At 32.5% G+C, this 22,163-nt stretch carries 39 protein-coding genes; 19 read left to right on the forward strand and 20 right to left on the reverse strand.

The genetic code is table 11. The features are described 5' to 3' along the window. Nucleotides 1-9 precede the first annotated feature (9 nt). From ACOQN3_RS08490 to ACOQN3_RS08500, 3 genes are all read right to left on the reverse strand, one after another. Entirely contained in the window at nt 10-306 is a 297-nt protein-coding gene (locus tag ACOQN3_RS08490; protein ID WP_420546037.1) for a DUF424 domain-containing protein, read from the reverse strand. Further along, nucleotides 306-728: a translation initiation factor IF-2 gene (locus ACOQN3_RS08495; protein WP_420546038.1), complete on the reverse strand. Its 423-nt coding sequence runs from the start codon at nt 726-728 to the stop codon at nt 306-308. Before ACOQN3_RS08495 ends, ACOQN3_RS08490 begins: the two co-directional genes overlap by 1 nt. Before the next feature lie 216 nt (nt 729-944). Further along, nucleotides 945-1,091, reverse strand: coding sequence for a DUF5679 domain-containing protein (locus tag ACOQN3_RS08500; protein ID WP_420546039.1), 147 nt, complete (start codon nt 1,089-1,091; stop codon nt 945-947). 251 nt (nt 1,092-1,342) lie between these two features. Between ACOQN3_RS08500 and ACOQN3_RS08505 the strand changes: the two genes are divergently transcribed. The 4 genes from ACOQN3_RS08505 to ACOQN3_RS08520 all read left to right on the forward strand — a co-directional run bounded on the left by ACOQN3_RS08505 (nt 1,343) and on the right by ACOQN3_RS08520 (nt 4,348). Further along, nucleotides 1,343-1,843 carry a hypothetical protein gene (locus ACOQN3_RS08505; RefSeq protein WP_420546040.1) on the forward strand — a complete coding sequence of 167 codons (501 nt, stop codon included), beginning with the start codon at nt 1,343-1,345 and terminating at the stop codon, nt 1,841-1,843. Between the two features lie 71 nt (nt 1,844-1,914). Continuing rightward, nucleotides 1,915-3,060: a DUF373 family protein gene (locus ACOQN3_RS08510; RefSeq protein WP_420546041.1), complete on the forward strand. Its 1,146-nt coding sequence runs from the start codon at nt 1,915-1,917 to the stop codon at nt 3,058-3,060. 128 nt (nt 3,061-3,188) lie between these two features. Beyond that, nucleotides 3,189-3,932, forward strand: a complete 744-nt coding sequence (gene uppS / locus ACOQN3_RS08515; protein WP_420546620.1) for a polyprenyl diphosphate synthase — start codon at nt 3,189-3,191, stop codon at nt 3,930-3,932. Further along, a complete protein-coding gene (locus ACOQN3_RS08520) occupies nt 3,929-4,348 on the forward strand; it encodes a bis(5'-nucleosyl)-tetraphosphatase (protein WP_420546042.1) in 420 nt (139 codons plus the stop codon). Before uppS ends, ACOQN3_RS08520 begins: the two co-directional genes overlap by 4 nt. Here the strand turns inward: ACOQN3_RS08520 and ACOQN3_RS08525 are convergent. Genes ACOQN3_RS08525 through ACOQN3_RS08535 form a run of 3 tightly spaced genes read right to left on the reverse strand, consistent with a single transcriptional unit; the run spans nt 4,328 to nt 6,789 of the window. Further along, nucleotides 4,328-5,068 (reverse strand): orotidine 5'-phosphate decarboxylase, encoded by a 741-nt coding sequence (locus ACOQN3_RS08525; protein ID WP_420546043.1) that lies wholly within the window; start codon nt 5,066-5,068, stop codon nt 4,328-4,330. The genes ACOQN3_RS08520 and ACOQN3_RS08525 overlap by 21 nt on opposite strands. Beyond that, the gene (locus ACOQN3_RS08530) at nt 5,049-5,738 is read right to left on the reverse strand and encodes a hypothetical protein (protein WP_420546044.1); all 690 of its coding nucleotides are present in this window, start codon (nt 5,736-5,738) and stop codon (nt 5,049-5,051) included. The genes ACOQN3_RS08525 and ACOQN3_RS08530 overlap by 20 nt, the downstream gene beginning before the upstream one ends. Nucleotides 5,739-5,787: 49 nt before the next feature. Beyond that, on the reverse strand, nt 5,788-6,789 hold the full coding sequence (locus ACOQN3_RS08535; RefSeq protein WP_420546045.1) for an adenylosuccinate synthetase: 1,002 nt from the start codon (nt 6,787-6,789) through the stop codon (nt 5,788-5,790). A 79-nt stretch (nt 6,790-6,868) separates the two neighbouring features. On the opposite strand from ACOQN3_RS08535, the gene ACOQN3_RS08540 reads away from it, so the two are divergent. Beyond that, entirely contained in the window at nt 6,869-7,330 is a 462-nt protein-coding gene (locus tag ACOQN3_RS08540; RefSeq protein ID WP_420546046.1) for a hypothetical protein, read from the forward strand. Here ACOQN3_RS08540 and ACOQN3_RS08545 read toward each other — a convergent pair. Next, nucleotides 7,327-7,611: a Fe(2+)-trafficking protein gene (locus ACOQN3_RS08545; RefSeq protein WP_420546047.1), complete on the reverse strand. Its 285-nt coding sequence runs from the start codon at nt 7,609-7,611 to the stop codon at nt 7,327-7,329. The genes ACOQN3_RS08540 and ACOQN3_RS08545 overlap by 4 nt on opposite strands. A gap of 151 nt (nt 7,612-7,762) precedes the next feature. Between ACOQN3_RS08545 and ACOQN3_RS08550 the strand changes: the two genes are divergently transcribed. The 5 genes from ACOQN3_RS08550 (at nt 7,763) to ACOQN3_RS08570 (ending at nt 10,343) form a co-directional block, all read left to right on the forward strand. After that, on the forward strand, nt 7,763-7,972 hold the full coding sequence (locus ACOQN3_RS08550) for a hypothetical protein (RefSeq protein WP_420546048.1): 210 nt from the start codon (nt 7,763-7,765) through the stop codon (nt 7,970-7,972). A gap of 53 nt (nt 7,973-8,025) precedes the next feature. Continuing rightward, nucleotides 8,026-8,658, forward strand: a complete 633-nt coding sequence (locus ACOQN3_RS08555; RefSeq protein ID WP_420546049.1) for a hypothetical protein — start codon at nt 8,026-8,028, stop codon at nt 8,656-8,658. Between the two features lie 115 nt (nt 8,659-8,773). Continuing rightward, nucleotides 8,774-9,061, forward strand: a complete 288-nt coding sequence (locus ACOQN3_RS08560) for a winged helix-turn-helix domain-containing protein (RefSeq protein ID WP_420546050.1) — start codon at nt 8,774-8,776, stop codon at nt 9,059-9,061. 167 nt (nt 9,062-9,228) lie between these two features. Then, complete coding sequence (locus tag ACOQN3_RS08565) at nt 9,229-9,825, forward strand: L-threonylcarbamoyladenylate synthase (protein WP_420546051.1); 597 nt, start codon at nt 9,229-9,231, stop codon at nt 9,823-9,825. Further along, the gene (locus ACOQN3_RS08570) at nt 9,822-10,343 is read left to right on the forward strand and encodes a THUMP domain-containing protein (protein ID WP_420546052.1); all 522 of its coding nucleotides are present in this window, start codon (nt 9,822-9,824) and stop codon (nt 10,341-10,343) included. Before ACOQN3_RS08565 ends, ACOQN3_RS08570 begins: the two co-directional genes overlap by 4 nt. On the opposite strand, the gene cgi121 is transcribed toward ACOQN3_RS08570, so the two are convergent. Genes cgi121 through ACOQN3_RS08590 form a run of 4 tightly spaced genes read right to left on the reverse strand, consistent with a single transcriptional unit; the run spans nt 10,335 to nt 12,275 of the window. Beyond that, a complete protein-coding gene (gene cgi121 / locus ACOQN3_RS08575) occupies nt 10,335-10,850 on the reverse strand; it encodes a KEOPS complex subunit Cgi121 (RefSeq protein ID WP_420546053.1) in 516 nt (171 codons plus the stop codon). The genes ACOQN3_RS08570 and cgi121 overlap by 9 nt on opposite strands. Continuing rightward, nucleotides 10,851-11,114 (reverse strand): MoaD/ThiS family protein, encoded by a 264-nt coding sequence (locus tag ACOQN3_RS08580; protein WP_420546054.1) that lies wholly within the window; start codon nt 11,112-11,114, stop codon nt 10,851-10,853. A 36-nt stretch (nt 11,115-11,150) separates the two neighbouring features. Further along, nucleotides 11,151-11,489: a hypothetical protein gene (locus ACOQN3_RS08585; RefSeq protein WP_420546055.1), complete on the reverse strand. Its 339-nt coding sequence runs from the start codon at nt 11,487-11,489 to the stop codon at nt 11,151-11,153. A gap of 30 nt (nt 11,490-11,519) precedes the next feature. Then, nucleotides 11,520-12,275, reverse strand: coding sequence for a TatD family hydrolase (locus ACOQN3_RS08590; RefSeq protein WP_420546056.1), 756 nt, complete (start codon nt 12,273-12,275; stop codon nt 11,520-11,522). A 94-nt stretch (nt 12,276-12,369) separates the two neighbouring features. Between ACOQN3_RS08590 and ACOQN3_RS08595 the strand changes: the two genes are divergently transcribed. Next, nucleotides 12,370-12,591 carry a histone family protein gene (locus ACOQN3_RS08595; protein ID WP_420546057.1) on the forward strand — a complete coding sequence of 74 codons (222 nt, stop codon included), beginning with the start codon at nt 12,370-12,372 and terminating at the stop codon, nt 12,589-12,591. A gap of 111 nt (nt 12,592-12,702) precedes the next feature. On the opposite strand, the gene ACOQN3_RS08600 is transcribed toward ACOQN3_RS08595, so the two are convergent. Continuing rightward, nucleotides 12,703-13,125: a cupredoxin domain-containing protein gene (locus tag ACOQN3_RS08600; protein ID WP_420546058.1), complete on the reverse strand. Its 423-nt coding sequence runs from the start codon at nt 13,123-13,125 to the stop codon at nt 12,703-12,705. A 72-nt stretch (nt 13,126-13,197) separates the two neighbouring features. Between ACOQN3_RS08600 and ACOQN3_RS08605 the strand changes: the two genes are divergently transcribed. Both ACOQN3_RS08605 and ACOQN3_RS08610 read left to right on the forward strand, forming a co-directional pair. After that, nucleotides 13,198-14,949, forward strand: coding sequence for an AIPR family protein (locus ACOQN3_RS08605; protein ID WP_420546059.1), 1,752 nt, complete (start codon nt 13,198-13,200; stop codon nt 14,947-14,949). Between the two features lie 160 nt (nt 14,950-15,109). Next, nucleotides 15,110-15,277 carry a hypothetical protein gene (locus ACOQN3_RS08610; protein WP_420546060.1) on the forward strand — a complete coding sequence of 56 codons (168 nt, stop codon included), beginning with the start codon at nt 15,110-15,112 and terminating at the stop codon, nt 15,275-15,277. Here ACOQN3_RS08610 and ACOQN3_RS08615 read toward each other — a convergent pair. Beyond that, nucleotides 15,274-15,864, reverse strand: coding sequence for a hypothetical protein (locus ACOQN3_RS08615; protein ID WP_420546061.1), 591 nt, complete (start codon nt 15,862-15,864; stop codon nt 15,274-15,276). The genes ACOQN3_RS08610 and ACOQN3_RS08615 overlap by 4 nt on opposite strands. A 104-nt stretch (nt 15,865-15,968) precedes the next feature. On the opposite strand from ACOQN3_RS08615, the gene ACOQN3_RS08620 reads away from it, so the two are divergent. Further along, nucleotides 15,969-16,229 carry a winged helix-turn-helix domain-containing protein gene (locus ACOQN3_RS08620; RefSeq protein ID WP_420546621.1) on the forward strand — a complete coding sequence of 87 codons (261 nt, stop codon included), beginning with the start codon at nt 15,969-15,971 and terminating at the stop codon, nt 16,227-16,229. A gap of 3 nt (nt 16,230-16,232) precedes the next feature. Here the strand turns inward: ACOQN3_RS08620 and ACOQN3_RS08625 are convergent, their stop codons facing one another. Next, a complete protein-coding gene (locus ACOQN3_RS08625) occupies nt 16,233-16,445 on the reverse strand; it encodes a hypothetical protein (RefSeq protein WP_420546062.1) in 213 nt (70 codons plus the stop codon). 60 nt (nt 16,446-16,505) lie between these two features. Between ACOQN3_RS08625 and ACOQN3_RS08630 the strand changes: the two genes are divergently transcribed. Continuing rightward, on the forward strand, nt 16,506-16,691 hold the full coding sequence (locus ACOQN3_RS08630) for a hypothetical protein (protein WP_420546063.1): 186 nt from the start codon (nt 16,506-16,508) through the stop codon (nt 16,689-16,691). 421 nt (nt 16,692-17,112) lie between these two features. Here the strand turns inward: ACOQN3_RS08630 and ACOQN3_RS08635 are convergent, their stop codons facing one another. Continuing rightward, nucleotides 17,113-17,445, reverse strand: coding sequence for a hypothetical protein (locus ACOQN3_RS08635; protein WP_420546064.1), 333 nt, complete (start codon nt 17,443-17,445; stop codon nt 17,113-17,115). 139 nt (nt 17,446-17,584) lie between these two features. Between ACOQN3_RS08635 and ACOQN3_RS08640 the strand changes: the two genes are divergently transcribed. After that, entirely contained in the window at nt 17,585-18,022 is a 438-nt protein-coding gene (locus ACOQN3_RS08640; protein WP_420546065.1) for a universal stress protein, read from the forward strand. A gap of 49 nt (nt 18,023-18,071) precedes the next feature. Here ACOQN3_RS08640 and ACOQN3_RS08645 read toward each other — a convergent pair whose 3' ends face one another. Together ACOQN3_RS08645 and ACOQN3_RS08650 are read right to left on the reverse strand one after the other, a co-directional pair. After that, nucleotides 18,072-18,377, reverse strand: a complete 306-nt coding sequence (locus tag ACOQN3_RS08645; RefSeq protein WP_420546066.1) for a hypothetical protein — start codon at nt 18,375-18,377, stop codon at nt 18,072-18,074. Nucleotides 18,378-18,382: 5 nt separating this feature from the next. Beyond that, nucleotides 18,383-18,808, reverse strand: a complete 426-nt coding sequence (locus tag ACOQN3_RS08650) for a universal stress protein (RefSeq protein WP_420546067.1) — start codon at nt 18,806-18,808, stop codon at nt 18,383-18,385. A gap of 116 nt (nt 18,809-18,924) precedes the next feature. Between ACOQN3_RS08650 and ACOQN3_RS08655 the strand changes: the two genes are divergently transcribed. Continuing rightward, nucleotides 18,925-19,386, forward strand: coding sequence for a CBS domain-containing protein (locus tag ACOQN3_RS08655; protein WP_420546068.1), 462 nt, complete (start codon nt 18,925-18,927; stop codon nt 19,384-19,386). A gap of 26 nt (nt 19,387-19,412) precedes the next feature. After that, nucleotides 19,413-19,835, forward strand: coding sequence for a universal stress protein (locus tag ACOQN3_RS08660; RefSeq protein WP_420546069.1), 423 nt, complete (start codon nt 19,413-19,415; stop codon nt 19,833-19,835). A 2-nt stretch (nt 19,836-19,837) separates the two neighbouring features. On the opposite strand, the gene ACOQN3_RS08665 is transcribed toward ACOQN3_RS08660, so the two are convergent. Further along, complete coding sequence (locus ACOQN3_RS08665) at nt 19,838-20,695, reverse strand: CBS domain-containing protein (protein WP_420546070.1); 858 nt, start codon at nt 20,693-20,695, stop codon at nt 19,838-19,840. Nucleotides 20,696-20,904: 209 nt separating this feature from the next. Here ACOQN3_RS08665 and ACOQN3_RS08670 point away from each other — a divergent pair, with 209 nt between their 5' ends. Further along, complete coding sequence (locus tag ACOQN3_RS08670) at nt 20,905-21,339, forward strand: universal stress protein (protein ID WP_420546071.1); 435 nt, start codon at nt 20,905-20,907, stop codon at nt 21,337-21,339. A 138-nt stretch (nt 21,340-21,477) separates the two neighbouring features. Here ACOQN3_RS08670 and ACOQN3_RS08675 read toward each other — a convergent pair whose 3' ends face one another. Continuing rightward, nucleotides 21,478-21,696 carry a hypothetical protein gene (locus tag ACOQN3_RS08675; protein WP_420546072.1) on the reverse strand — a complete coding sequence of 73 codons (219 nt, stop codon included), beginning with the start codon at nt 21,694-21,696 and terminating at the stop codon, nt 21,478-21,480. Nucleotides 21,697-21,942: 246 nt separating this feature from the next. Continuing rightward, complete coding sequence (locus ACOQN3_RS08680; RefSeq protein ID WP_420546073.1) at nt 21,943-22,101, reverse strand: hypothetical protein; 159 nt, start codon at nt 22,099-22,101, stop codon at nt 21,943-21,945. Between the last annotated feature and the right edge of the window lie 62 nt (nt 22,102-22,163).

Here is a 22,163-nt window from a genome sequence, read left to right on the forward strand (position 1 = left end):
GTAAACATATTACATTTTAAAAACAATTAGAAATGGAATATCAGAAATTATTTTTACGCCATCTTTTGATCCTATACCAAGTTCTAGAGAAAGAGAAATTGTTTCTTTTCCAACCATATTGATTATAGAAGAATTTTGTAATAATGTTTTGGCTTCATCTTTTGTAACAATTTTTTCTCCATAGTAATTGTTTGTAATGTCCATGGTTAAGTCATTTCCAATTACCGTTTTTCCAATCAGGTCACTATCGCAAATATTGAGCATTTGATTTTGTTGATAATTAGTAACTCTGATTGAAAATTGCATTATGCATATTTACCTTTTAAAGTGGATTTTGCGCCACAGGCTTCACAAATTAGAAATGAAATCCTATTTTCTTTGGTAATTTGGGTATCAGGACTTTTGCATGTAGGACATTCAAGATAATCTTTTACATAAATTTGAAATAGACGTGTAAAATCATCAGGTGCACGTTTTCCAATAAACATAGCTTTATCACCTAATCGTTCTGCAGGAACTGCAAACTCTTTTGATAAATACTGTAATACTTTATCAGGATCTCGTCGTAGAGCCTTGGGAAAATCAGAAAAATTACGTAAAAAAGTTTTTTGTCCTTCCCACATGACATCAACAACTGGTAATTCAAATCTGTTTGCGGATTTCTTCTCAGTATTGCCTAGATTATTTTGAATACGTTTAAGTAAATTTTCATACTCAGTTTTAGTCATAATACACCACATCTATGACCCTATATGGATTTAAAGTTAAAGCCAGAAAACCACATTTCAAAAAATTCATCATTTAAAGTTGGGTTTAAAATGTGATTCCAAAAAATGAAAATATCAAAAATAAAAAATATCAGGAAAAGGAGACTTCAAAATCAATTCGACTAATCTAGATTTCAAAGAAATATTGTTGAAAAAGAGAAATCGTGTGGACCGATATTATTCCATTTTTCCAATTCGGAAAACATTAGTGCCACATTTGGGACATGTTCCTTTTACAGCAGGACGTCCATTTTTTAGTTTAGTTTCTTTGGGATCTTTTATTTCCCTTTTTGCTCTGCATTTTACACAATATGCTTCAACCATTCTAAAATTTGTCAAACTTGGTGCTATTTAGGAAGAGGCTGTGTAAATTATTTAACTATAAACTGGATGAAGAGGATTTTTTTTATAGATAAATACAAAAAAAGAATATAATTTTTTAGGTTATGGGAACATTTTTTTAAGAAATTTTATGACAAATAATTTTTCAGAGAAATATTTTTAAAAATTCACAAAAGAAAATAAGAATATTTATCGAATTATAAGTTATAAACTACTAATCTCCAACGTTACCAGTGGCATCAAAAAAAGGAATCATAATTACTGGAATAATCCTTGCATCAATTACAGGAGCAAGTTTTCTTATGTGGATCATTCCAGAGAATAATGAAACTACATTTATCGTGTCAGATTATGCTGGTTATTTAGACGGAGTAAAAAACGTACATGAAATATTACAAGAATCAATAGACATAGAATATCAGAAGTTACAAGAAGATAAAATTTCTACTGAAGAGTTTACCGAGATTACCGAAGTAACGTCATCCCAAGTGACTACTCAAATAAGCGAATTTGTCACTTCAAAGCCTCCACAAGAATGGCAAGATAGCTACATCAATTACATGGAGGCAATGAAAAAATTCAACGAATATATTTCAGAAACAAAAGTTTTAGCTAATCAAATTGAAAATAAAAGTCCAGAATCAGAAATGAATGAAACAAAAGAAAAAATTAACAAAATTAAGAATGAAATTTCAGAATTTATCGAATTATCTGATATATCAAGACCAGGATAGCCTCAAACCCACATTTTACTAATCATAATTGTTGGAAATTGTTAAAAAGTAATTCAGAATTAAGAAGTTAGATGTCCCATTTATCAAACAAAGTGAAAAAAAATATCAGTACAAAAAAATCTAATAGATTGCTTGTAATTTGTGTTGACAGGGACAATGATGTTGGAGAAAAAGCAGGAATCGTCACTCCTGTAATCGGAAGAGATGAGTGTATTGAGGCAGCGCAAAGATTAGCATTAGAGGATCCAGAGGATGCAGATTCCAATTCTATTTTCTCAGCAATAAAGACATACGAAGATTTGGTTAGTAAAGGATACCAAGTTGAAGTAGTTACAATAGCGGGGGTTAAAAACAGAGGAGTCCAAGCAGATGAAAAAATTCTTGAAGAAACAAAAAAAGTTTTAGAGGCATTTAATGCAGATGGTGCAGTAATAGTTTCAGATGGAGAAGATGATGAAAGTGTTATTCCAGTAATACAAAATGTTCTTCCTGTTGTATCAGTACAACGGGTCGTCATGAAAGTAAGTAGAAGTGTAGAATATTCCTACGCAGTATTTGGAAAATATCTCAAGATGGTTGCATATGATTCAAAATACTCAAAGTTTTTTTTGGGAGTTCCAGGAATTTTGTTATTAATTGGAGGCATTGCAACTTATTTTGATTTTACTGCAGAAATATTTGCTGTCCTTGTAAGTATACTAGGAGGGGCGTTTTTAATCAGAGCTTTTGATATCGATAAAGCTTGGGAAAGATGGTCAAAGCCGACGCCAATGGGATTTATCAGAATGTTTACAATGGTTGCAGGAATATTACTAATTTTGTCAGCTGTACCATCTGGAATTGGAGCAGTAGACACAGAGTTAATAGAATCAGATAAAGAGATTATCGGAAAAATAACAGACAAAATAATTATCGGTCAATTTGTTGCAGGAGCATTACCAATTTTGTGGATAGGTATGGGAGCAATATTTGCGGGAACCCTATTGAGTAATTGGATTGGAGGAATTCCAAGACAAATCAGCGATATTTTACGAATTATTGTTCTCATAGCTTTGTATCCAACAATAGCACAGTTTACCAACATAATGATTTTTGATGAGAGTTCATTTACATTAATTCCACCATTATTAGGAGGGCTAGCAGCAACTTTAATTTCTGCAACTATACTCTTTAAAAAATACAGAAAACATAAGGAACAAGAGATGGTATCAGATTGAATAATCAAGAAGCATATTGAATAAACTCGAAAAACACTGATATCTATAGGTGCTTATTAATTAACACGAGGTGACCAGGTATTAGTAAAATAAAAGATACAATTTTTCAATTATCTGGCCTATACAAAATATATGGAAAAAGATTAGAAAGGGAAATTCAAAATGGAGACATTCCAAATCATGTCGCATTAATCTTGGATGGAAATAGAAGGTGGGCAAAAAGACACCTTACAATTCCAAAAAAAGGGCATGGGAAAGGGGCAGATGCAGTTGAAAATCTTCTTGATTGGTGTGAAGAATTCGATATAAAGATAATTACATTATATGCACTTTCAGCTGAGAATCTAGATAGGAATGATGATGAGTTAGAATATCTCTATGAGTTAATCAGAAGAAGATTAGAAAAATTGTATAATGATCCCAGAATCCATAAAAATAAAATGAGAGTGAAAGGGATTGGAAGAATTGAATTATTACCAAAATCAATCAAAGATATTTTAAATCAGTTAGATTCAGCGACTAAAAATTATGACAAACATTTTCTGAATATTGCATTAGCATATGGAGGACAAAATGAATTGGTTGACGCAGTAAAAAAAATAGGAGGAAAAATCAAAGATGGATCATTAAATGTAAATGATATAGATAAACAAGAGATTGAATCAAATCTATATACATCACATTTGCCACAATCATCGCCAGATATGATTTTAAGAACATCAGGAGAGAAAAGACTTAGTGGATTTCTGATTTGGCAAAGTGCATATAGTGAATTAGTTTTTATGGATATCTTTTGGCCGGAATTTAGAAAAATTGATTTAATGAGAGCTATTAGAACATTTCAAGAAAGGAAAAGAAGATTAGGAAAATGATAGAAGAGACATCTGCAGGCATTGTGTTATTTCGAAAAGAAGATTCAAAAACATTATTTTTATTGTTGCATTATCCATCTGGACATTGGGATTTTGTAAAGGGGAAAATGGAAAAAAATGAATCAACACATGAAACTGCCATAAGGGAAACAAAAGAAGAGACAGGTATCACAGATCAGAAATTTGTAAAAGAGTTTGAGGAATGGATCGAATATAATTTCCAACACAAAGGAGAATTAATTCATAAAAAAGTTGTATTTTTCCTAGCGGAAACTAAGACAAGGGATGTGAAACTGTCACATGAGCATTTAGACTTCATTTGGTCAGACTATGTGTCAGCCATGGAAAAAACAACATTTGATAATGCTAAGACTGTGTTAACAAAGGCACAGATGCTACTTTCTGAGACTAGATAGTTGAAGGTCCTCTGCTGTTTTGGAAGGATTTTTAGAATTAAGAATAGTACGACCTACAATTAAAAAATCACTCCCAGAACTTATCACTTCATCAGGATTACCACCCTGTGTACCTATGCCTGGAGAAAAGATTTTCAATTTTTTCTTTGCTTTTTGAGAACAATATTTTATAATATTTGGAAATGTGGCACCCACTACAATTCCATCAACTTTAGCTAAAAGGGCCCAATCTAAAAATAATTGATAGAGTTGCATTTTTGTATCTATTTTTACTTGCATGTCATAAGATAATTTTGCTTCAGGAGCACTCATGTGACATAATGTTATGATTCCTTTATCATAGCTGTGAGCAGATTTTGTGAGATTTTTAAGACTGTCAACTCCCATGATTGGATTAGCAATTATTGCATCAAATCCCATGGCCCATAGATGTTCAGAAGTTATCTTGTTTGTGTTACCAATATCATTCAATTTAATGTCAGCTATTGTTTGCAATCCATAACTATGGGCAACATCATTAATTCGCAGAATTTGTTTACTACTTAGAGGAAGTAACAAGTGGAAATTCAATTTAATTCCACACAAGAATGGATATAGATTTTTTATATTGGCAATTGTTTTTCTTTCTAAATTTTGAGTTGAATAATCATAATCATTAGCTAGAATAATACTACCTTGAGTTTTGGATATCTTAGATAATCTAGTTAGGAAGGTGGCCATAGTCTACTAGTGGGTGTGTATCTTTTAATTTTATAATTTTGATATATGAAAATCCATGTTCTGAAGGATCATTGACAAAGCTTGGTTTTGAACCGTTTGTAGGAGAAAATTTCATGAAGGGTTTGTCAGGATCACTATCTAGAACAATATGACAAAAATAAGAGATTCCATCTTCTTGAAAATTCATAAACACGCCTAAAAGCCATTTATCATTACGAGGGAATAGGAAAAGAGGGAATGGAATTTCTTCAAATCCCCAAGTCAATTTGGCAAGACTAGACATATCTTCTAATTCTATTGGATGATATCTATCCAAAGTTCCATTTCCAGGCTTTAAGGTTTTTGGAAGTGATTTGATTCGAACAATTGGCGAATAAAGTTTGCTAGCATCAGAAGTTGAATCAACAATTTCAGATTGCTCTTTTCCACCTTTAAGTCCATAACAAAGATAATGTCCGTTGTGTTCTAATGGAGTATAATATACGATGGGTTTTTCCTTTAATACATCCATCTGTACTGACAAGATTTTTTTGCCATCATCATAATCATGTAAAAAGGATACGCGAGGAGCACGTTCTAGTGCGCATACAAGTCGTGAAAATTCCAATGTAGAATTAACTTGGATATATCGAGGAAGTTTATCATTAGAAGTATCAGAAGATTTTTCCACAAAAAAATTTGTAAGACAATCAAATTAAACTTATCCAAAAATATTGAGCCTAACTTCTTCTATCAATAACATCATTTACAGCAGGACCAGTTCCAATAACAGTCACAGGCAGGCTCAGTTGGCTCTCGATATTTTGAATGAAAGATTTTGCATCCTCAGAGAGTTCGTCAAACGAAGATTTTCCAGCACAATCTGGAAAGAGTACATCAAGTTTAGTTATTGCAATTTGGGTAGCACCATTAAGCATAATTGCACGCCTGGCCAAATCAAAATCAAAATCTGCAGCACGTCTTTGACGTCCAGTAACAGTTCCAAATTCAGACCATCCTTTTTCTTGTGCCTCTTCAGCCGAGAGTTCTTTGGCAAGTGGTCCTGTGCCAACACGAGTCACGTATGATTTGAAAACAACAATCACATCATCTACCTTAGTAGGCCCAAGCCCAACATCAGCACAAATTCCAGATGCAGTAACATCTTTTGAAGTTACAAATGGATATGTTCCATGCCACAACGAAAGAAAGGTTCCCTGTGTGCCTTCAACAAGAACTTTTTCTTTGGCAGCTAATGCAGAATTGATTTCTTGAGGAACGTCAACTACAATAGAAGACAGCGAATCAAAATCTTTAGCCAATTTTAGAGTTCTCATGGCTCTATCTGCATTAGCAGGTCCAGTACCAGATCCTGTGCTGCCTATCTTCTCTTTGAGATCGCCTTTAGAATCTTTCATTAAATGAGTTTCTTCAATAATTCCACAATGTTTGTCAATAAAAGAACGACCATCAGCTCCGAAATCTTTGATTTCATTTTTTAAAACATCAGGATTGATTACAACTCCAGGGCCAATCATAACTTTACTATTTTTATTTAGGAATCCACTTGGCAGCATTCTGACTTTGTAGACTTTATCACCATCTCTAATTGTGTGTCCAGCATTTGGACCTGCACCTCCACGAACAATAATCTTGGGATTATCTTTAATTGCCAGATATGAAATAATTTTTCCTTTACCTTCATCACCAAAAAAACCTCCAACAACAACAGTTGATGTCATATTGGAAAAATCTCAGATGGTTTATTTAAGCTAAAGTGTTATCATATGATTTTATAACCAACTCTAAGTTCAGTAAAATATGGTTGGAGAAAATTTTGCAGGAAATATAATAGTCAACTTGGCTAACCTTCCAGATTTTCTCAGAAATCCAATACTCAAAAAAAGAATGATGGAATTCTTTTCAATGTCAGAACCAGAAAAAGAAGAGGTGATAAATAATGCGTTGGAAGCAGGTCCAACAATCCCATTTCCTAATTTCTCTAAGCTTTTTAAAACATGGTTGAAGATTTTGGCTACATTATCAGACGATCAAAGAGAAGAACTTTTCTCAGCATATATCATGGAAATATCTCGATCTCCACAAAAATTGATCACGTTTAATCTAGACGGAATTCTTGAAATATTCTTAACACTAGAAGAAAATGAACAGCAAATTATTGCAGGTACAATTAAAAAAATTATCAATAACCTAAATGATGAAGAAAAAAGAAGGATAATGATAATTATCCCAAATAATGCAAAAACACATCTAAAATTCTAGGCACCAGGAGGAGGTTCATCTGGTTTTCTGTTATCTTCATTTGTATAATCAATAACTTCTCCGTCTGGAGACATTACACCTGCGAATATTTTTTCATGTTTTTTTAACAGTTTTCTATGATCTGGCATAGACATATCAAGCCTCATTTCATTCATTACCATTACTCTATATTCTTTCCATTCATTCCAACATTTGTTGCAAACAGGATATTTTTGACCAACTATATCCAGTTCTGCGTTATCAGGAATAGAGGTTTTACATTTCGTGCATGTACGACTCATGGAAAATATGGGTAACAAACTCTTTTTATCTTTTTTTAGCATTAATGTCTGTAGGGATATGGATTTTTTTTCAAATAAAATAGAACAAAAATATAGAATTCCAGGATTAGATATGCAAACTAATAATAGTTAAGAAAGATTATTTTTTTGGATGAAGATAAAATGCCCAAAATGTAAGGAAGATGCCGAATTAACAATGGATTTTTCTTTGGTGACATGTGGATCCTGTGATCTAGAGATGAGTTATGGAGAATATGTCAAATTTGTTGCACATAACGAAACAAGATATTCAGATATTTTAGGAGATTATGCAGGCAGTACAGAAGGACAATCTTCAGGATCTTTGGATGAATGGGATTAGTAAAGGATCATTCATCAAATTAAATAATTAGTCAAATAATCCATTAAACGTAATTGGATTTTTTATTAGAAAACATACTCAATATGGTTGGATTTTTGGTTGGGTTATCAATAGGAATAATATCAATAATGGGATTTAGAAATACTGGCAGCCCCACATTATTTAGATTAACAATTGCATTTTTTTCAATTAGCTTTGGTTTTTTTGTGATTTGGATGGGATACATGTTAGAAGATTTCATAATAAAATCTGGAAGCATAGAAAGATGGATTCAAACTTTGGGAATTGCCATTCAAACTGTAGGATATTTTTTTATTGCTTTTTCTCACAGCATAAAGGCACTCTTTCCAAAATCGAAATATTTTAGAACGGTTGGGATTTTTCCATTATTTTTAGCATCTGCAGTTCAATTAGAACACATCTTTAGATCAATTTCGTTCATATTGTTAGCTTATGGTGCAATCGAGACAATGTTGTCATATTTTAACAATAGAAACAGGGGAGCTATTTCAGTTGCGTTAGGATTGGCTCTTTTAGCATTGGGAGAATTCTTGGGTTGGTATTCATTTGTTTTTCCAGAATCAATTCTATATTCAGTATCTATGACAATTAAAATCGGAGGTCTAATTGCGTTATTCATCCCAGTAAGTAAAGTTCCATTAAAAAAAATAAAATTTGATGAATAATTCAAGATAGGCTCAAAAAAGACAGAAATGAAGATTAGTCAACTTCTTTTATCTTATTAGTTTATTGGAAAATATCAATGTGCTCTCATAGAAATTGAAGGATACAGAAACATCAATGGCTGAATATAGAACGCATATAAAGATAATTGGAGACATTCTTCAAACAACAAGAGACGATCTATATGATGAGGACGGTGCAACAGTAACATATCTAATTAGAAAAGCAAACATTTCACATTCAAGAATTTCTAGAATTTTAAAGACGCTAGTGTCCCAAGGGTTACTAGAACAAACAGGTACTCAAGGTTCAAACAAATATAAAATCAGTCAATCAGGAAGAGAATTTTTACAAGCATACAATACCTTTGCTCACTTTGCGGAGAATTTCGGATTAAGCATTTAGTTTTCATCATCATCGTCAAATGAATCTAATTCATCATCAAAATCATCTTCAAAATCAGTGTCTTCGAAATCTGTAGAATTTGTTAACATCAAAGTTGGAATAATTACTTCCATTAAAAAGATATTCAAAAGTAAATGATAATTAAACAAGAAAAAAATGAAAAATTGTTGAAAGTAATTTGTGATGAAAAAGGGATACAGAAAGCAATCAACGTAATAAAAAAAGGAGGAGTACTAATATTCCCTACAGACACAGTATACGGCATAGGATGCGATCCTTACAACAAGGAAGCAGTAGAGAAAATTTATGAAATTAAATCAAGAGAAAATACAAAATTTTTACCAGTTTTAGCATATTCAAAAGATGTTGCAGAACAAATTGCATTTTTTGATGAAATGTCTAAGAAAATTACAGATAAGTTTTGGCCGGGTCCATTAACAATAATCCTCAAAGTAAGAGATGACAAATTAAAAAAGTCTCTAAACATCAAGGATAAAATCGCACTAAGAGTACCAGATCATGAGTGTACCTTGGCATTATTGAAAGAATCCAAATTTCTTGTAGGAACTAGTGCGAATATTTCAGGACAAGCATCATTCACAAATCCCGATAAATGTTCAAAAGATTTGAAGAATTATGATCTTTTTTTGGATGGAGGAAAAATTAACAGTAAAATGGAATCTACAATAATTGAGATAGAAAATAAGAAAATCAAAATTATTAGAGAAGGCTCATTAAATGAAGAGGAGTTAATAAGAAATTGAATCTAATTGTAACATGTGCCAGAAACCTTGAATCTGAAACAAAACAAGAATTATTAGAAAAACTAGACGAGATGGGGGATTCTGAACCAAAAATTTCAGAAACAACGATGTCAGGAATTCTTACAGTAGAAACAAAAATAGAACCGACTCTAGTTGTAAGAAAAATTAGAGAAAGTATACTTGATGAGCCATGGAGTATAAGATATTGTCTCAGGATAATACCAATTCAAAAAGTTTGTAATACAGATAGCAAAAATATTGAAGAAACTGTTGAGAAATTATCTGAAAAAATACAAGAGGGAGAGACATACAGAATATCAATTGAGAAGAGGGATTCAGAAATATCAAGTAAGGAACTTATATCAAATATTGCAAGTAAAATAAAAAATCAAGTGTCATTAGAATTTCCAGACAAAATTATTTTGATTGAGATATTAGGTCAAAAAACAGGTATTGCAATAATTAGAAAAATAGACATAATGAGTACTGAAAAAACAAAGAGAAGTATATCAGAATAATATCGATGCTTTTTCTATTAAAATATCTTCAAAGGGTGTACGAGATGAAATTGAATCAATATGTATTTTTTTTATCTTAAAGTATTTCTTTAAAAAAGGTTGGAAATCATGTGAAAACAGATCAATAGTATTAGACTTTTGTTCTTGGTACAATTCATCTAATGTTTTCTTATTACCAATTCCAATCAAGAAAAAATTATGCTTGGGGTTTATTCCAACATTTAAAATCGCGTTAGAGATTTGAGAAGTTAATGCAAAACGCATTAAGATATCAGTTTCAAGTTTTTTAGAAAGCAAAATGGAATTTTTTTCAGATGCTAAAGATAACGAAATGATTTTTTTTGCATGGTATGGATTTAAAATAAATTTACTGGAGATGCATTGAAGTTGTAATTTTGGATAGCGTAATCTTAGATCATCTAGAAATTGGACATCACTAAAGGCATTTCCTTTAATTTCAATTATCTGAATTTGTTTTTTTAAAAATGTAAATGTTAATTTTTTCAATTAATTATTACCACCATGAATTAACGGAATTATACTTACATGATCATTTTTTTGTATAATGGTAGATCCTCCATCCATTGCAGAAGAATCAATTCCATTGACTGCAACAAGGATATTATGGATATCAAGTTCAGGAGTGGTATCAGGTTTTAACTCTAGTAACAAATCCAACAATTCCTTAATTGAAATGTTAGCATCATCTACAGAAATATTATCAGTCAAAAATGATTTTTTTGCGCCACCAACTAATTTTACATGTATCATTTATGTTGATTACAAAAATAGAAAATTAATATTTTTTTAATCTGTAGTGTTCTCTTTTGCAGGTGTTTCTGCTGCAATAACTTCATCAGGAACATCATCTGCAGTCATGATTATAGGCTCAACATCATCTGAAGGAATTTCAGTCAATGTTTCACTAGTATTTTTAGAAGATTCATTTCTTGCTTGTTTGGCCTTTTCTTCTCGAATTTCTTTTTTAACAAATTTTGTAATATATCCTGCTACTTCATTTTTTAGTCCTTTAGAACGTATGATTGAAATCTGATCAAGGATCTTTTTATTATCAGCAAAGTCCTCACCAAATCTTGATTTGTGGTTATCCAATACTTCTAGTGAGAGACGCTTTATTCTATCCACAAATCATCTATCAAAGAGGGTATTTTATACCTATTTTCCAAGATAGGCATTCGAGTTTTTCTCTAGCAAAATTACCATCTCATCAAATGATTTGTGAAGTATCTTTGAAGCACAAAAAATCACACTTGGGATAAAGCTAATTTGTCCAGATTTCCTTTCAAAACACCTAGAAAATCTTACTGGACCATCAGTTTCAACAAGAATTTGAGATTCATCAGATTTACTCAACAATGTTTGTTTATCATTTGCATATACAAGAACAGGTCCAAATGACACAAAAAATCCCATGTCCATGGCTTTTTGAAGTTGTTTTTTACTTCCATCAAACCAATGAAGCAAAGATTTTTTTGATTTATAGGATGTCATAATTTGGAATATTTCATCTAAGTTTTTTCTAGAATGAATCGATATAGGTTTATCATATTTACCAGCAATCTCCAACATGGACTCAAATACACGTAATTGATTTTTTTTGTCTTCGTCAGATTGAATGTAAGTTGGGTCTAATCCAATTTCACCAATTCCTGATAAGAGTTTATGGTTATGATCAATCAAGTCAACCATGTTACTTAGATCATCATTGGAAAATTCTGGATGAATTCCAATAAAAGGTAGGATCAAGTCACTTTGTTTTGCCAGTTCTAATGTTTTCACAGAATCATAAACATTAGTGGAAACACAACAAGACTTTAGCTTTATGGTTTTCATCTCTTGCAAAATAAATTGCATATCAGAGGAATAAACAGGATCAGACAGATGAATATGAGAATCAAAATACCAAGTCATGTCTTCTCAGTTAATAAAATAGTCTGTATAAATCGATTCCTTAGTGATATTTTTTCACTCATTATCTTTTTTCATAAAAAATCAAAATAAAAGCATGAAATCATCAGAACTAGGATTATCTGCTATGTATAGAATTTTAAAAAAAGCAGGTGCCGATAGGGTTAGTGATGAATCTGCAGATGAATTAAGAAGGGTTATTGAAGAGATTGCAGAGAAAATTGCAAAAAATGCCGTAGATATGACATCACATGCGGGAAGAAAAACGGTAAAAGGAGAAGATGTCAAATTGGCTTCAAAAATATTTATCAATCTATAATCTAAAGAGTTTAATTATTCATTTTCTGTTTTTCAAAACGGTACTCTGGCAGAACGGTTATGCGTGGGCCTGCAAAGCCTATACAAGGGGGTTCGACTCCCTCGGGTACCTTTATTCTACTATTACCTTTCCCTCCATCCAAGGATGAAGAGTACAATAGTAGTCATAAGTACCAGAAGTATCAAAAACGTAGGAAAAGGTTTGGTATGGATCCATGTAACCACTATCAAAGAGACCTGTGGGCTCATCATAAACTCCCGAAGTCACACTGTGAAAAGCAGAATCTTCATTGATCCATGTAACTGAAGAGTCTTTTTCAACGGTAATTTTTGATGGTATGTAACATTTGTCAGTCTCCTCACAACCTGGCCTTGAGACTTTGGTTGGCATTATTACGTCAGCTTGAACTTCAATGGAAGGAGTTTCTTCAACAGTCGATTCAGGCAATACATCATCAGAAGATAAGGACAGAGAAATAGAAATGATGATTATTACTGCAATCACTACACTTGCAACAGTTATTTTCTTTAACAAATTATTTCACACACGACTAGTTATTACATAATTACCAAATTCTCTAAATATATAACATATTAGGAAAATAAATTGTCGCAAAATGGAAATGGTTTATTAGAATACATACCAGGTTCACAAGCGTTATTAGTTCAAAAAAATTCCAGTCCACCTTTAGAAGGATTTGCAGAGAACATTATAGGCAGTATACATGACTATGCTGAAAATTCAAAAAATGAGGTAGAGAAAGGGAATAATTTTCTTCAATGGGTATTAACTCGAGTTTTTGAGGCTACTGAAGATGATGCAGCAGATGCAATAGTAGACGGTGCAAACGATCTCGGAATTGATGCATATCTTCCTGTGGATTTTTCAGATAACACGATAAGACTATTTCAATCTAAATACGGCACATCGCATTCACTAGAAGCAATTGCTAAATTCAAAGAAGATGCAAAGAGACTGCTTTCAAAAGATGTTGCAAAAATGAGACCAGAACTAGCTCAGTTAGTCACAAAAATTAAAGAAAAAAATCTTAAGATAAAATGTTGCTATGTAACGGATCAAGAAGTCGACTACAAAGATGATCTTGTTGAGATTATTGATGGGGATAAAATTATTCAGAAATTATGGGATAGAATAAAAAAACCTGCTGCAGGAAAAAAATCATCAATAAAACTTGAAAGAATGCTTAGACATGAAAATACAATATTAGGAATTTTGAAATTACGTGAATTAACAGAATTTGTAAGTAAAAACAGAGATTATGTTTTTGAATCCAACATCAGACAATGGATGCAATTTAAAACTACAGTCAACAAAGGGTTACGAGATACTTTACAAACAAATCCTGGAAAATTTTTTTATTACAATAATGGAATTACTATAGTAGTTAATGATTTTGTAGAAATTGGAAATGGAATGATTGAACTTAATGCTCCTCAAATTGTCAATGGAGCACAAACATCAAACTCAATTCTAGATCATTCAAAGAGAACAAAAAACATGGAAGGTTCAATGACAGTGACAATAATTAAAGCTGATGATGAACAAGAACAGAACAACATTACAAAATATAGAAATTCTCAAAACTCCGTAAGAGGTAAAGATCTTGTTTCATTAATGGATTTTCATAAATCAATCAAATCACAGTTAAAGAATTGTGGTTATTTTTATGAGATACAAGCCGGTTCGTTTGATTCCAAAACAAAATCAAAACAATGTCAGTATGAAGGAGATTCCATTTACAACAATTATCTTCCAGATAATCATAAAAAAGTCATTGTGGCAAAAGACGCCATTCAGTCATTAGTCGCTGGAATTGAGCAAAGACCAACAGAAGCATACAGTTCACCTGCACAATTTCTACCAAGGGGAAGTAAATACGATGATGTCTTTAATGATAACCTGAAAGATGACTACAGGATTTTGCTATATCCGTACTTAGTCAAGGAATTTGCAAAAAAATCACTAAAATATGGAAAACAAGGAGGACATAAAACTAAAAGATATGCAACCTTATTTTTTGTAGCAGTATATTTCAGGATACTTCACAAGAAAATTCTTGAATCAAAAGGAGATTTTAAGTCAGATGTTAGAAAATTAGAGCCTATTTTTCGCAGTTTTAAGCTCAATTCAAGAATTTTAAAAATCACAGATGTAGTGGTGACCAAATTTTTAGAAGATACGGTAGTGGATGATGAAATTGAACTTGCAAACACCAAGCACAATTTTTTCTCAAAACATGTATGGAGTGATGGAATGCTACGCGTCATTGACAAGAAGATAAGACAAGAAGAAGAAGAGATACTAGCGCTAAAAAAGCTGACAGGCAATTTGCTATAATAATTAATGGTAGAAGCCCAGTCAAGTAAAAATCTTGCAGGAGGTTTACATTGACCAGACCAGCTACCGTAAAGTGATATAATTTAGTAATATTTAACATAATTTAGACAGGTGAAGATCCAGAATCTTTTTTATATTGATTAAAAAAAGCAGAAACGATTTGGGAACAAAGGACAAATGTTCAATATGCAGTCAAAAGATCAAACTACGTTACAATCCAATGGAAGAGTGGAGTATTGATGGCATATTATGTGGAGATTGTTATTCAAAAAAACTTAACGAATACTATCCAGGAGAACACGTCAGAGTAAATAAAGAGTTAGACTAGCTTTTTTCTGATTTTGAATATTTATGAGCATTTAGGCAGTTCCATGCAAGTGGATCTTCTTTTACGTCTTTTTCGTCTAAAAATTTTAGATCAGTGATTGTTTTTTTTCTTTTTGACAAGGTTATCTGAAAACTTGAGAATTTCTTGCAATTACAATCATTATACAAGCAAACATCACCATCACCTTCATCATGATCAATTGCCTCATGGCCACAATCACACAATGCATTTTTTTTTACATCTTTGAGTGATTTTTTTGTATACGTTCCCAGTCTAAGATAAGCCTCACCAGCATGACCTTTCTTGAATCTTTCATAATTTTCAGACTTTGGCAGGTTTTTAAAAAAAATCAGATTTGCATCAGGTTTTTTGGATTCAGATCCCATGATAAACCAGTAATCATCATCAGTTTCAACAAATCTAACCTTAATGGAAGGGTCCAGCCACCAATGGATTGTATCATGCCAGAGGTATGTTGATTCTTTTCTGTTAGTTAACAAAGGGACAATATTCATTCTTAGATCGTAATACCGATACGCCACGCCTATGAATTCATCAAACCATGGAATAGATGATTGAGAAGGCATTGAGAAAACAAATTTTGGAGCTTATTTATCTGATCTGAATTAATGGTAATACCCTTATATCTGAGTTTTATACTATAGACCATATGGTTTCATACAGGACTAGCATGCAGATAGTAGGCGATCTATTAACTGCCACAGAGCAGTCTGGTCAGGAGGGCATCAAGACCACATCATTACTGACAAAGGCAAACCTGTCACACTCAAGACTCTCAAAGTTCCTAGAAAACTTGACGGGAGCAGGATTAATCAACAAAATTGAATTTGATGGTAAAAATACCTTCGTGATTACATCAAAAGGAAGACAATATCTAGAGTCTTATGTGAAATTTTCTAACATTGCAGAATCGTTTGGTTTAGAGCTTTAGGCATTATTTTTTAGATCTACGCTTAGCGTTTGCTTTTCGTCTCTCTTTCTTTTCTTGATATGAGGCATAAAAGAAAATTACAATTATTCCTCCAATAGAACCATAAAACAATGGAAGTATTGGCTGTGCGTATATTTCACCGGTAGATGGATTTACAAAAGAAATCGGAATTCCCACTATCATAAAAATTAGAATTACAGCAAGATACTTGTCCACAGAATAGAGGGTTTACAAAACCATATATCTTTTTGATTTAAGAAAATCAGTGGGTAATATTTGGTAAAGATTCTTGAGGTGATAGGTTTGGGATTAGTGGCAATAATGTCATTAGGGTTTGTAGGAGCTTTCCAACCAACCATAGAATCTGGGCTGTCACCACTGTTTTGGGGATGCGCAGGAGCTGCTCTCATGATAATAATGTACAGAAAGATGAAGAGAAAGCAGGAAGTTAAAGAAGAATAAAGCACTTGATCCTAAAAAAAGATTAATCAACCGGCAGATCTATAAAGGAGAATTCTGACTAGAGTAGAGGGGAGCATATGACAGAACAAGGTAAACAATGGTGGGAAGGTTTAGGGAAAGAATTAGAGATCGATATAGAGACTTTTGATGAATCAAGTTCATAGTATCATTTTTTATTTAATCTCAAGATTCAATTTTTAAAATCAAGACACAATTGTAATCTTAATTTTCAAGCATGTTAATTTTTTTCAAGAAATTAATGTTGCTGCAAAGAAGATGTTGTTAATACTGCACTAATTTAGTAGAATTTCATTTTGATGTCAAGCATAATTGATTACAAGGAATTGCAGGATTCAAATGCAGTCAATCTTGGCAAGTTTCAAAGAGTAGTTTCTTGTTTTTTCAATTGAAATTCACAAAATCAAGTGCGGAGAGTATTGTCGCGTAGATGGATTTTTCGGTTGGCTATCTTAAAGACATTCTTTGTCAACACATCAAAGCCTGCAACAGATGCAATTAAACTTGCAACCATAGTCATCTCAGATAAATCAGACAGCATTTCATCCTGAATAGCCTCAATCTGGGGACCAATTATCGTAATTCCAACAATAAATGCAATAATTGTTGATGCAATAGCGCTCCGAATATCATAATTTTCCTCAGATTTTAACCAGCCAATGAGATTTTGTAGTAACACACCAGTCGACACTATAATTACTGTGGCAACCACTGGGGAAAATCCAAATACGTCCATATGTAAAATATGTGAAAAAAGTTAAAGTAGATTAGTTAGCATAGATACGCGAACTTTAAGACCTTCTTATTTTACTATCTACGTTAAAAAAATTAAAAACACTTTCATGTACGGGTTTACCACATGCAAGTGAAAATAAATGGCCAAAGTATTTGATCACATATTAGTACCTTATAATGGAACTTCGGGAAGTAACAAGGCATTCAGAAAAGCCGTCTCACTTGCATCTAGGATTCAGGCAAAAATTACAGTCATCACATGTTTGGAGGAGAGACCAACATTTGGATTTTTTAAAACAAAGACAAGTAAGCAAGAATTTGAAAGAGAGCAAAAACAGGTTGAAAAATTACATGGACAGTTAGGAGAATTTTCTGAAGAACATGATGTTCCGTTTAAGTCAAAAATTGTCAAAAATGGAATGGCATCTATCAGGATACTTGAATTTGCAAAACAGAACAAGATTGATCTCATAATTATGACAAAGACAAAACTAACTAACAGATATGAAAAGCGACATCATCATAGTACGGTTGAAAACGTGTTTAGAAACACACAATGTCCAGTTTTAATTTTATAAAACAAAAAAGCAGAGATTATTTCAAACTTGAATTGAAAAACAGACTAGTTTATTCTTGAAAATAAAACATGTCATATTTTTCATGCAAAGATCTCACAAGTTTCCTACACGTTATCCAAAATTCACTGTATTCCTTATCAGTCATAGACCGTCCATATTCAGAATAAAACCATCCAGCAAATGCATTTTCCAAATGTCCAAAGACAAATCCAAGATGAAAATCCTCAGACATCTTTACTGTATATTGACTTCTGGGCTGCAAGTCATTCCATCTAACAGACAAGCCTTCGAAAGATTCTTGAGTTTGTTCAAGTAGTTGCTCCAAGTAGTCTGCTGATTTTTTTTCTAGCTCCATTTAGATCACTTTACTATTAACACGGGTTTTTTTGATTTGTGTAAAACAAAATTAGAAGTACTTCCCAAGAAAACCTCCTTGGCAGCACTCCTTCCACGTGCTCCTATAACAACAAGATCAAAGTTTTTCCGTTCAGCGACATCTACAATTCTTCTTTCTGCATCCCCGTAAGAAATTCGATCATAAAACAAAATTCCTCGTTGTGCAGATCTTAATTTTGCTTTTTTCATAATTTTTTGAGCATTTGTCAAAAGAGTTTTTTCAAGAGGGGTGATTTGATCATCAATTTTTGGTTTTGTAATTTCTGCAACATACAAGCCAGTTATTGTTGCATTACATTCTCTTGCCATATGAATAGCAGCATCTAATCCTCGAAAAGAATTTTCAGATCCATCCAAAGGAACAAGGATTTTTTTTATTTTAATTGCCATAAACAAAAGAGAACTAATTTTTTAATTTAAATTCAATTGAGATTATCTGGAATGATTTTCAGATTTGATATTCTAGAGGAGAGTCATATATCTAATGTGTATAGTAAACTTGCAAAATGAGTGATGCCAAAACTAAAACAATTGGAGATATTATGACAAAGGCTGTGATTTCAGTAGATGGATCAGTTACAGTAAATGAAGCAGCAAAAATGATGGAAGATGCAAAAGTAGGGGCTGTAATAATTATGGAAAACAACAAACCTGTAGGAATAGTTACAGACAGGGACTTTGCAGTAAAGATTGTGGCTCATGCATACCAAATAACTACACCAGTCAAGCAGATCATGTCATCACCACTAATATCGATTAATTCAGATGAATCCGTTAGGAGTGCAGCAGATGTAATGCATGACATGGGAATTAGAAAAATACCAGTGATTGACGATGGAAATGTAGTGGGAATGATTACTGCAACAGACATCGTAAACTTGTTGGCAGTTTGTGTAGAAGAGGATATGAGAGACATGTATTATCATTCAGTAGCAAAAATTTTTACAAATTATAGTCCTTACAACTAATAGAGGGGTTTAGAAAACAAGATACAATGGCAAAGACCAAGAAAATTCTTGTCCCCCTTGATGGCTCAAAATATTCTAAAAAAGTAATACAATACGCTTGTGATTTCAGTATTGCATTTGATGCAGAAATCATTTTGATCTATGTAGTTGAAAAATCAATGCCTGTCAACCTTTTAGATCAAAAGGAATATCTAAAAATTCTTCGTAAATTTGGCAAAAAGACTCTCGATAATGCAAAGAGTATTCTAGCAAAAAAACAATTAGACGCAAAGATCATTCTGGCTCAAGGAAATATTGTAAATGAAATTAACAAGACTGCTAAAAAAGAGAAATGCGACTTGATAATTGTTGGAAATAAGGGACTTGGAGCAGTGGGAAGAGTGTTGTTAGGCAGCGTTTCAAATAAACTTGCACAATCATCTACTTGTTCGTTAGTGATTGTAAAGTAAAATTATTCTGCCAAAGAATTCACAATGTCAGATTTGGTGATTATTCCTACCAATTTTGATTTTTTTACGACTGGCAATCCACTGATATTATTTTTTATCATCAGAGTTATCGCCTTTTTGACATCGTCTGTTTCCTCAACAGTAATTGGGTTAGAGGTCATTATGTCTACTGCATGAAATGGAAAAAGATAGCTCAGAGAGTTTGAATGGGTTTCTTCTAGACCTTTCTTAGCTTTGTATTGTTGAATCTCACTAGGATCTGCAGAGTCTGCAATCCATTGAGGGATTTTGGCAGGTACAAAATCTCTAAAGGTGATAATTCCGATGGGCTTTTGGTTTCTTTTTATTATTATTCTAGATATTGCATACTGTAAAAGCAAATGCTCTACATGAAGTATTGGATCAGAGGGAGCTGCAGTTACCAGTTTTCTCTTCATAAGTTTTGAAACGCGAATGTTGTCTGTATCTTTTGTCAGAATAGTATTCATAAGATCTGTTTTTGTCACGATTCCCTCAAGTGTTTTGTCTTTGTATAAAATTATTATCGAATTGATCCTGTGTTTTTTCATCAATTTTGCGCAATCTTGAACCGAATTCTCTCTGCTTAGAGTATACAATTTTCTTGGTTTGAATTCTTTAGCTTTTACAGACCTTATCGATCTAGAACCTAGTTCATAAATTTTCTTGGCAATATCTTTTTCAGTTATTATTCCAATTGGGTTATTGTTTCTGTCTTTTACCACTACTCGTTTGATTTTTTTTTCTAACAGAATCTCTCTTGTTTTAGTTATAGACGTCTCAGGGCCTACAGTGATCGGTTTCCTAATTATTCCTATCAGATTAGATTTACGGGCATCCACTTGGATTATTACTTCCTAGTTTGGTAAATATAATCATCTTTAACAATATCATTTCTGAAAATCATAGTTGGTAATTGTTGCGTTTATTATTAGTTTAGTAGAACAAATTTGCAGCATGAGAGAGGAAATTCTGCTCAATAAAATGCATTTATCAGATTACAAGACCCACCATAACAAAATTAAAATTTATGGAGAAGAAAACTAGTAGAATGTTGTTTCGAAATATATTGGTTCCAACTGACTTGTCAGCACCGTCAACCAGAGCATTCAAAGTAGCACTGGATTTGGCTACAAAATACAATTCAAAGATAACCCTACTCACATGCGTCGAAGGAGACGCCTGGCACCACAAATTCTATGATGCAAGAGCAGATGATGAGCTTGTAAAAAAGCAAAGCAAAGCAGCAAAACAATATCTGGAGAAGATGGAGTCTTTAGCCGAAAAAAACAACATTTCAGTCAAATCATACATACTGAGATCAAAATCAGTGGTCAAAGATATTGTGGTTTTTGCAAGGTCTCGAAAACATGATATGATAGTAATGGGAACTCATGGTAGGACAGGTCTTGACAAAGTGATTCTAGGAAGTACCGCAAATGGAGTGGCACAAAAAACACCTTGTCCCATATTACTTGTCAAATAATAAACAAACAGACAATAGAAAACAAAATAAAGAATTTCTTTGTGATTAATTTTCAAAAAATAAGTGAGGCATTATATCATCTTCTTTAGTTTGAACAAGATACATCAAGCTGAGCTTTGGTAAAATGGTTTTTCAGAATTAATATGTCAAGACAAACTGATTATCCAGTACCTTTCGTATTGTATCCAAGTACTGTTTTCTAGTTCCAGACACTAGTTTCCATCTTGTCAGCATCTCTTGCTCAAGTTTAGGACAAATTTCTTCAAATTTCTTTCCAGAATCTAATTCTTTTTTTGCAATGTCAACCATTAATTGTATTCTTAACTTTCTTCTCCAAGCATGTGAATTTTCATACATTTGTGTTTTTAGTACTAGTGCATACTAAATAAATTATTCGATGAAATGTGTTGTAAATCATTGTGGCAAAAAATTCTGATCGGTATCAGATATTCATTTATGAAAGAATCTAGACGATTTACTAAACATACTCCCTAACATGCCTCAAAAAGTTTGAATTCAAAAATCAGATCATCCAAGAAAATCATAGATTATATGAGACAAATTTTAAGATCTAATAATTACCAAGGGATTATTTTAGAATCTCTAATGACGAATCAAATACGGCATCTTGTCTTTGTAATGAGGTCTAGGATTAGAGCATTGACCACATCTTGGAAGTATGACTTCTGCGTCATAATCTATTTCTCCGATTATTTCGCCACAATCTGTGCATGAGATAGATTTGGTGTCATAGATATTCATACATAACATAATATGGGTTTCTTTTCAATAAAGTCATTCCAAACAACATTTAAAATTTATCA

The organism is Candidatus Nitrosopumilus sp., assembly GCF_965223225.1.
GTDB lineage: Archaea > Thermoproteota > Nitrososphaeria > Nitrososphaerales > Nitrosopumilaceae > Nitrosopumilus.

What these genes read in the sequence shown, in the direction of transcription:
- ACOQN3_RS08490 (WP_420546037.1), bottom strand. Translation starts at nt 306, where the DNA reads ATGCAATTTTCAATCAGAGTTACTAATTATCAACAAAATCAAATGCTC.
- ACOQN3_RS08495 (WP_420546038.1), bottom strand. Translation starts at nt 728, where the DNA reads ATGACTAAAACTGAGTATGAAAATTTACTTAAACGTATTCAAAATAAT.
- ACOQN3_RS08500 (WP_420546039.1), bottom strand. Translation starts at nt 1,091, where the DNA reads ATGGTTGAAGCATATTGTGTAAAATGCAGAGCAAAAAGGGAAATAAAA.
- ACOQN3_RS08510 (WP_420546041.1), top strand. Translation starts at nt 1,915, where the DNA reads ATGTCCCATTTATCAAACAAAGTGAAAAAAAATATCAGTACAAAAAAA.
- ACOQN3_RS08520 (WP_420546042.1), top strand. Translation starts at nt 3,929, where the DNA reads ATGATAGAAGAGACATCTGCAGGCATTGTGTTATTTCGAAAAGAAGAT.
- ACOQN3_RS08525 (WP_420546043.1), bottom strand. Translation starts at nt 5,068, where the DNA reads ATGGCCACCTTCCTAACTAGATTATCTAAGATATCCAAAACTCAAGGT.
- ACOQN3_RS08535 (WP_420546045.1), bottom strand. Translation starts at nt 6,789, where the DNA reads ATGACATCAACTGTTGTTGTTGGAGGTTTTTTTGGTGATGAAGGTAAA.
- ACOQN3_RS08540 (WP_420546046.1), top strand. Translation starts at nt 6,869, where the DNA reads ATGGTTGGAGAAAATTTTGCAGGAAATATAATAGTCAACTTGGCTAAC.
- ACOQN3_RS08545 (WP_420546047.1), bottom strand. Translation starts at nt 7,611, where the DNA reads ATGAGTCGTACATGCACGAAATGTAAAACCTCTATTCCTGATAACGCA.
- ACOQN3_RS08550 (WP_420546048.1), top strand. Translation starts at nt 7,763, where the DNA reads ATGAAGATAAAATGCCCAAAATGTAAGGAAGATGCCGAATTAACAATG.
- ACOQN3_RS08560 (WP_420546050.1), top strand. Translation starts at nt 8,774, where the DNA reads ATGGCTGAATATAGAACGCATATAAAGATAATTGGAGACATTCTTCAA.
- ACOQN3_RS08580 (WP_420546054.1), bottom strand. Translation starts at nt 11,114, where the DNA reads ATGATACATGTAAAATTAGTTGGTGGCGCAAAAAAATCATTTTTGACT.
- ACOQN3_RS08590 (WP_420546056.1), bottom strand. Translation starts at nt 12,275, where the DNA reads ATGACTTGGTATTTTGATTCTCATATTCATCTGTCTGATCCTGTTTAT.
- ACOQN3_RS08595 (WP_420546057.1), top strand. Translation starts at nt 12,370, where the DNA reads ATGAAATCATCAGAACTAGGATTATCTGCTATGTATAGAATTTTAAAA.
- ACOQN3_RS08615 (WP_420546061.1), bottom strand. Translation starts at nt 15,864, where the DNA reads ATGCCTTCTCAATCATCTATTCCATGGTTTGATGAATTCATAGGCGTG.
- ACOQN3_RS08620 (WP_420546621.1), top strand. Translation starts at nt 15,969, where the DNA reads ATGCAGATAGTAGGCGATCTATTAACTGCCACAGAGCAGTCTGGTCAG.
- ACOQN3_RS08635 (WP_420546064.1), bottom strand. Translation starts at nt 17,445, where the DNA reads ATGGACGTATTTGGATTTTCCCCAGTGGTTGCCACAGTAATTATAGTG.
- ACOQN3_RS08640 (WP_420546065.1), top strand. Translation starts at nt 17,585, where the DNA reads ATGGCCAAAGTATTTGATCACATATTAGTACCTTATAATGGAACTTCG.
- ACOQN3_RS08645 (WP_420546066.1), bottom strand. Translation starts at nt 18,377, where the DNA reads ATGGAGCTAGAAAAAAAATCAGCAGACTACTTGGAGCAACTACTTGAA.
- ACOQN3_RS08650 (WP_420546067.1), bottom strand. Translation starts at nt 18,808, where the DNA reads ATGGCAATTAAAATAAAAAAAATCCTTGTTCCTTTGGATGGATCTGAA.
- ACOQN3_RS08655 (WP_420546068.1), top strand. Translation starts at nt 18,925, where the DNA reads ATGAGTGATGCCAAAACTAAAACAATTGGAGATATTATGACAAAGGCT.
- ACOQN3_RS08660 (WP_420546069.1), top strand. Translation starts at nt 19,413, where the DNA reads ATGGCAAAGACCAAGAAAATTCTTGTCCCCCTTGATGGCTCAAAATAT.
- ACOQN3_RS08670 (WP_420546071.1), top strand. Translation starts at nt 20,905, where the DNA reads ATGTTGTTTCGAAATATATTGGTTCCAACTGACTTGTCAGCACCGTCA.
- ACOQN3_RS08675 (WP_420546072.1), bottom strand. Translation starts at nt 21,696, where the DNA reads ATGTATGAAAATTCACATGCTTGGAGAAGAAAGTTAAGAATACAATTA.
- ACOQN3_RS08680 (WP_420546073.1), bottom strand. Translation starts at nt 22,101, where the DNA reads ATGAATATCTATGACACCAAATCTATCTCATGCACAGATTGTGGCGAA.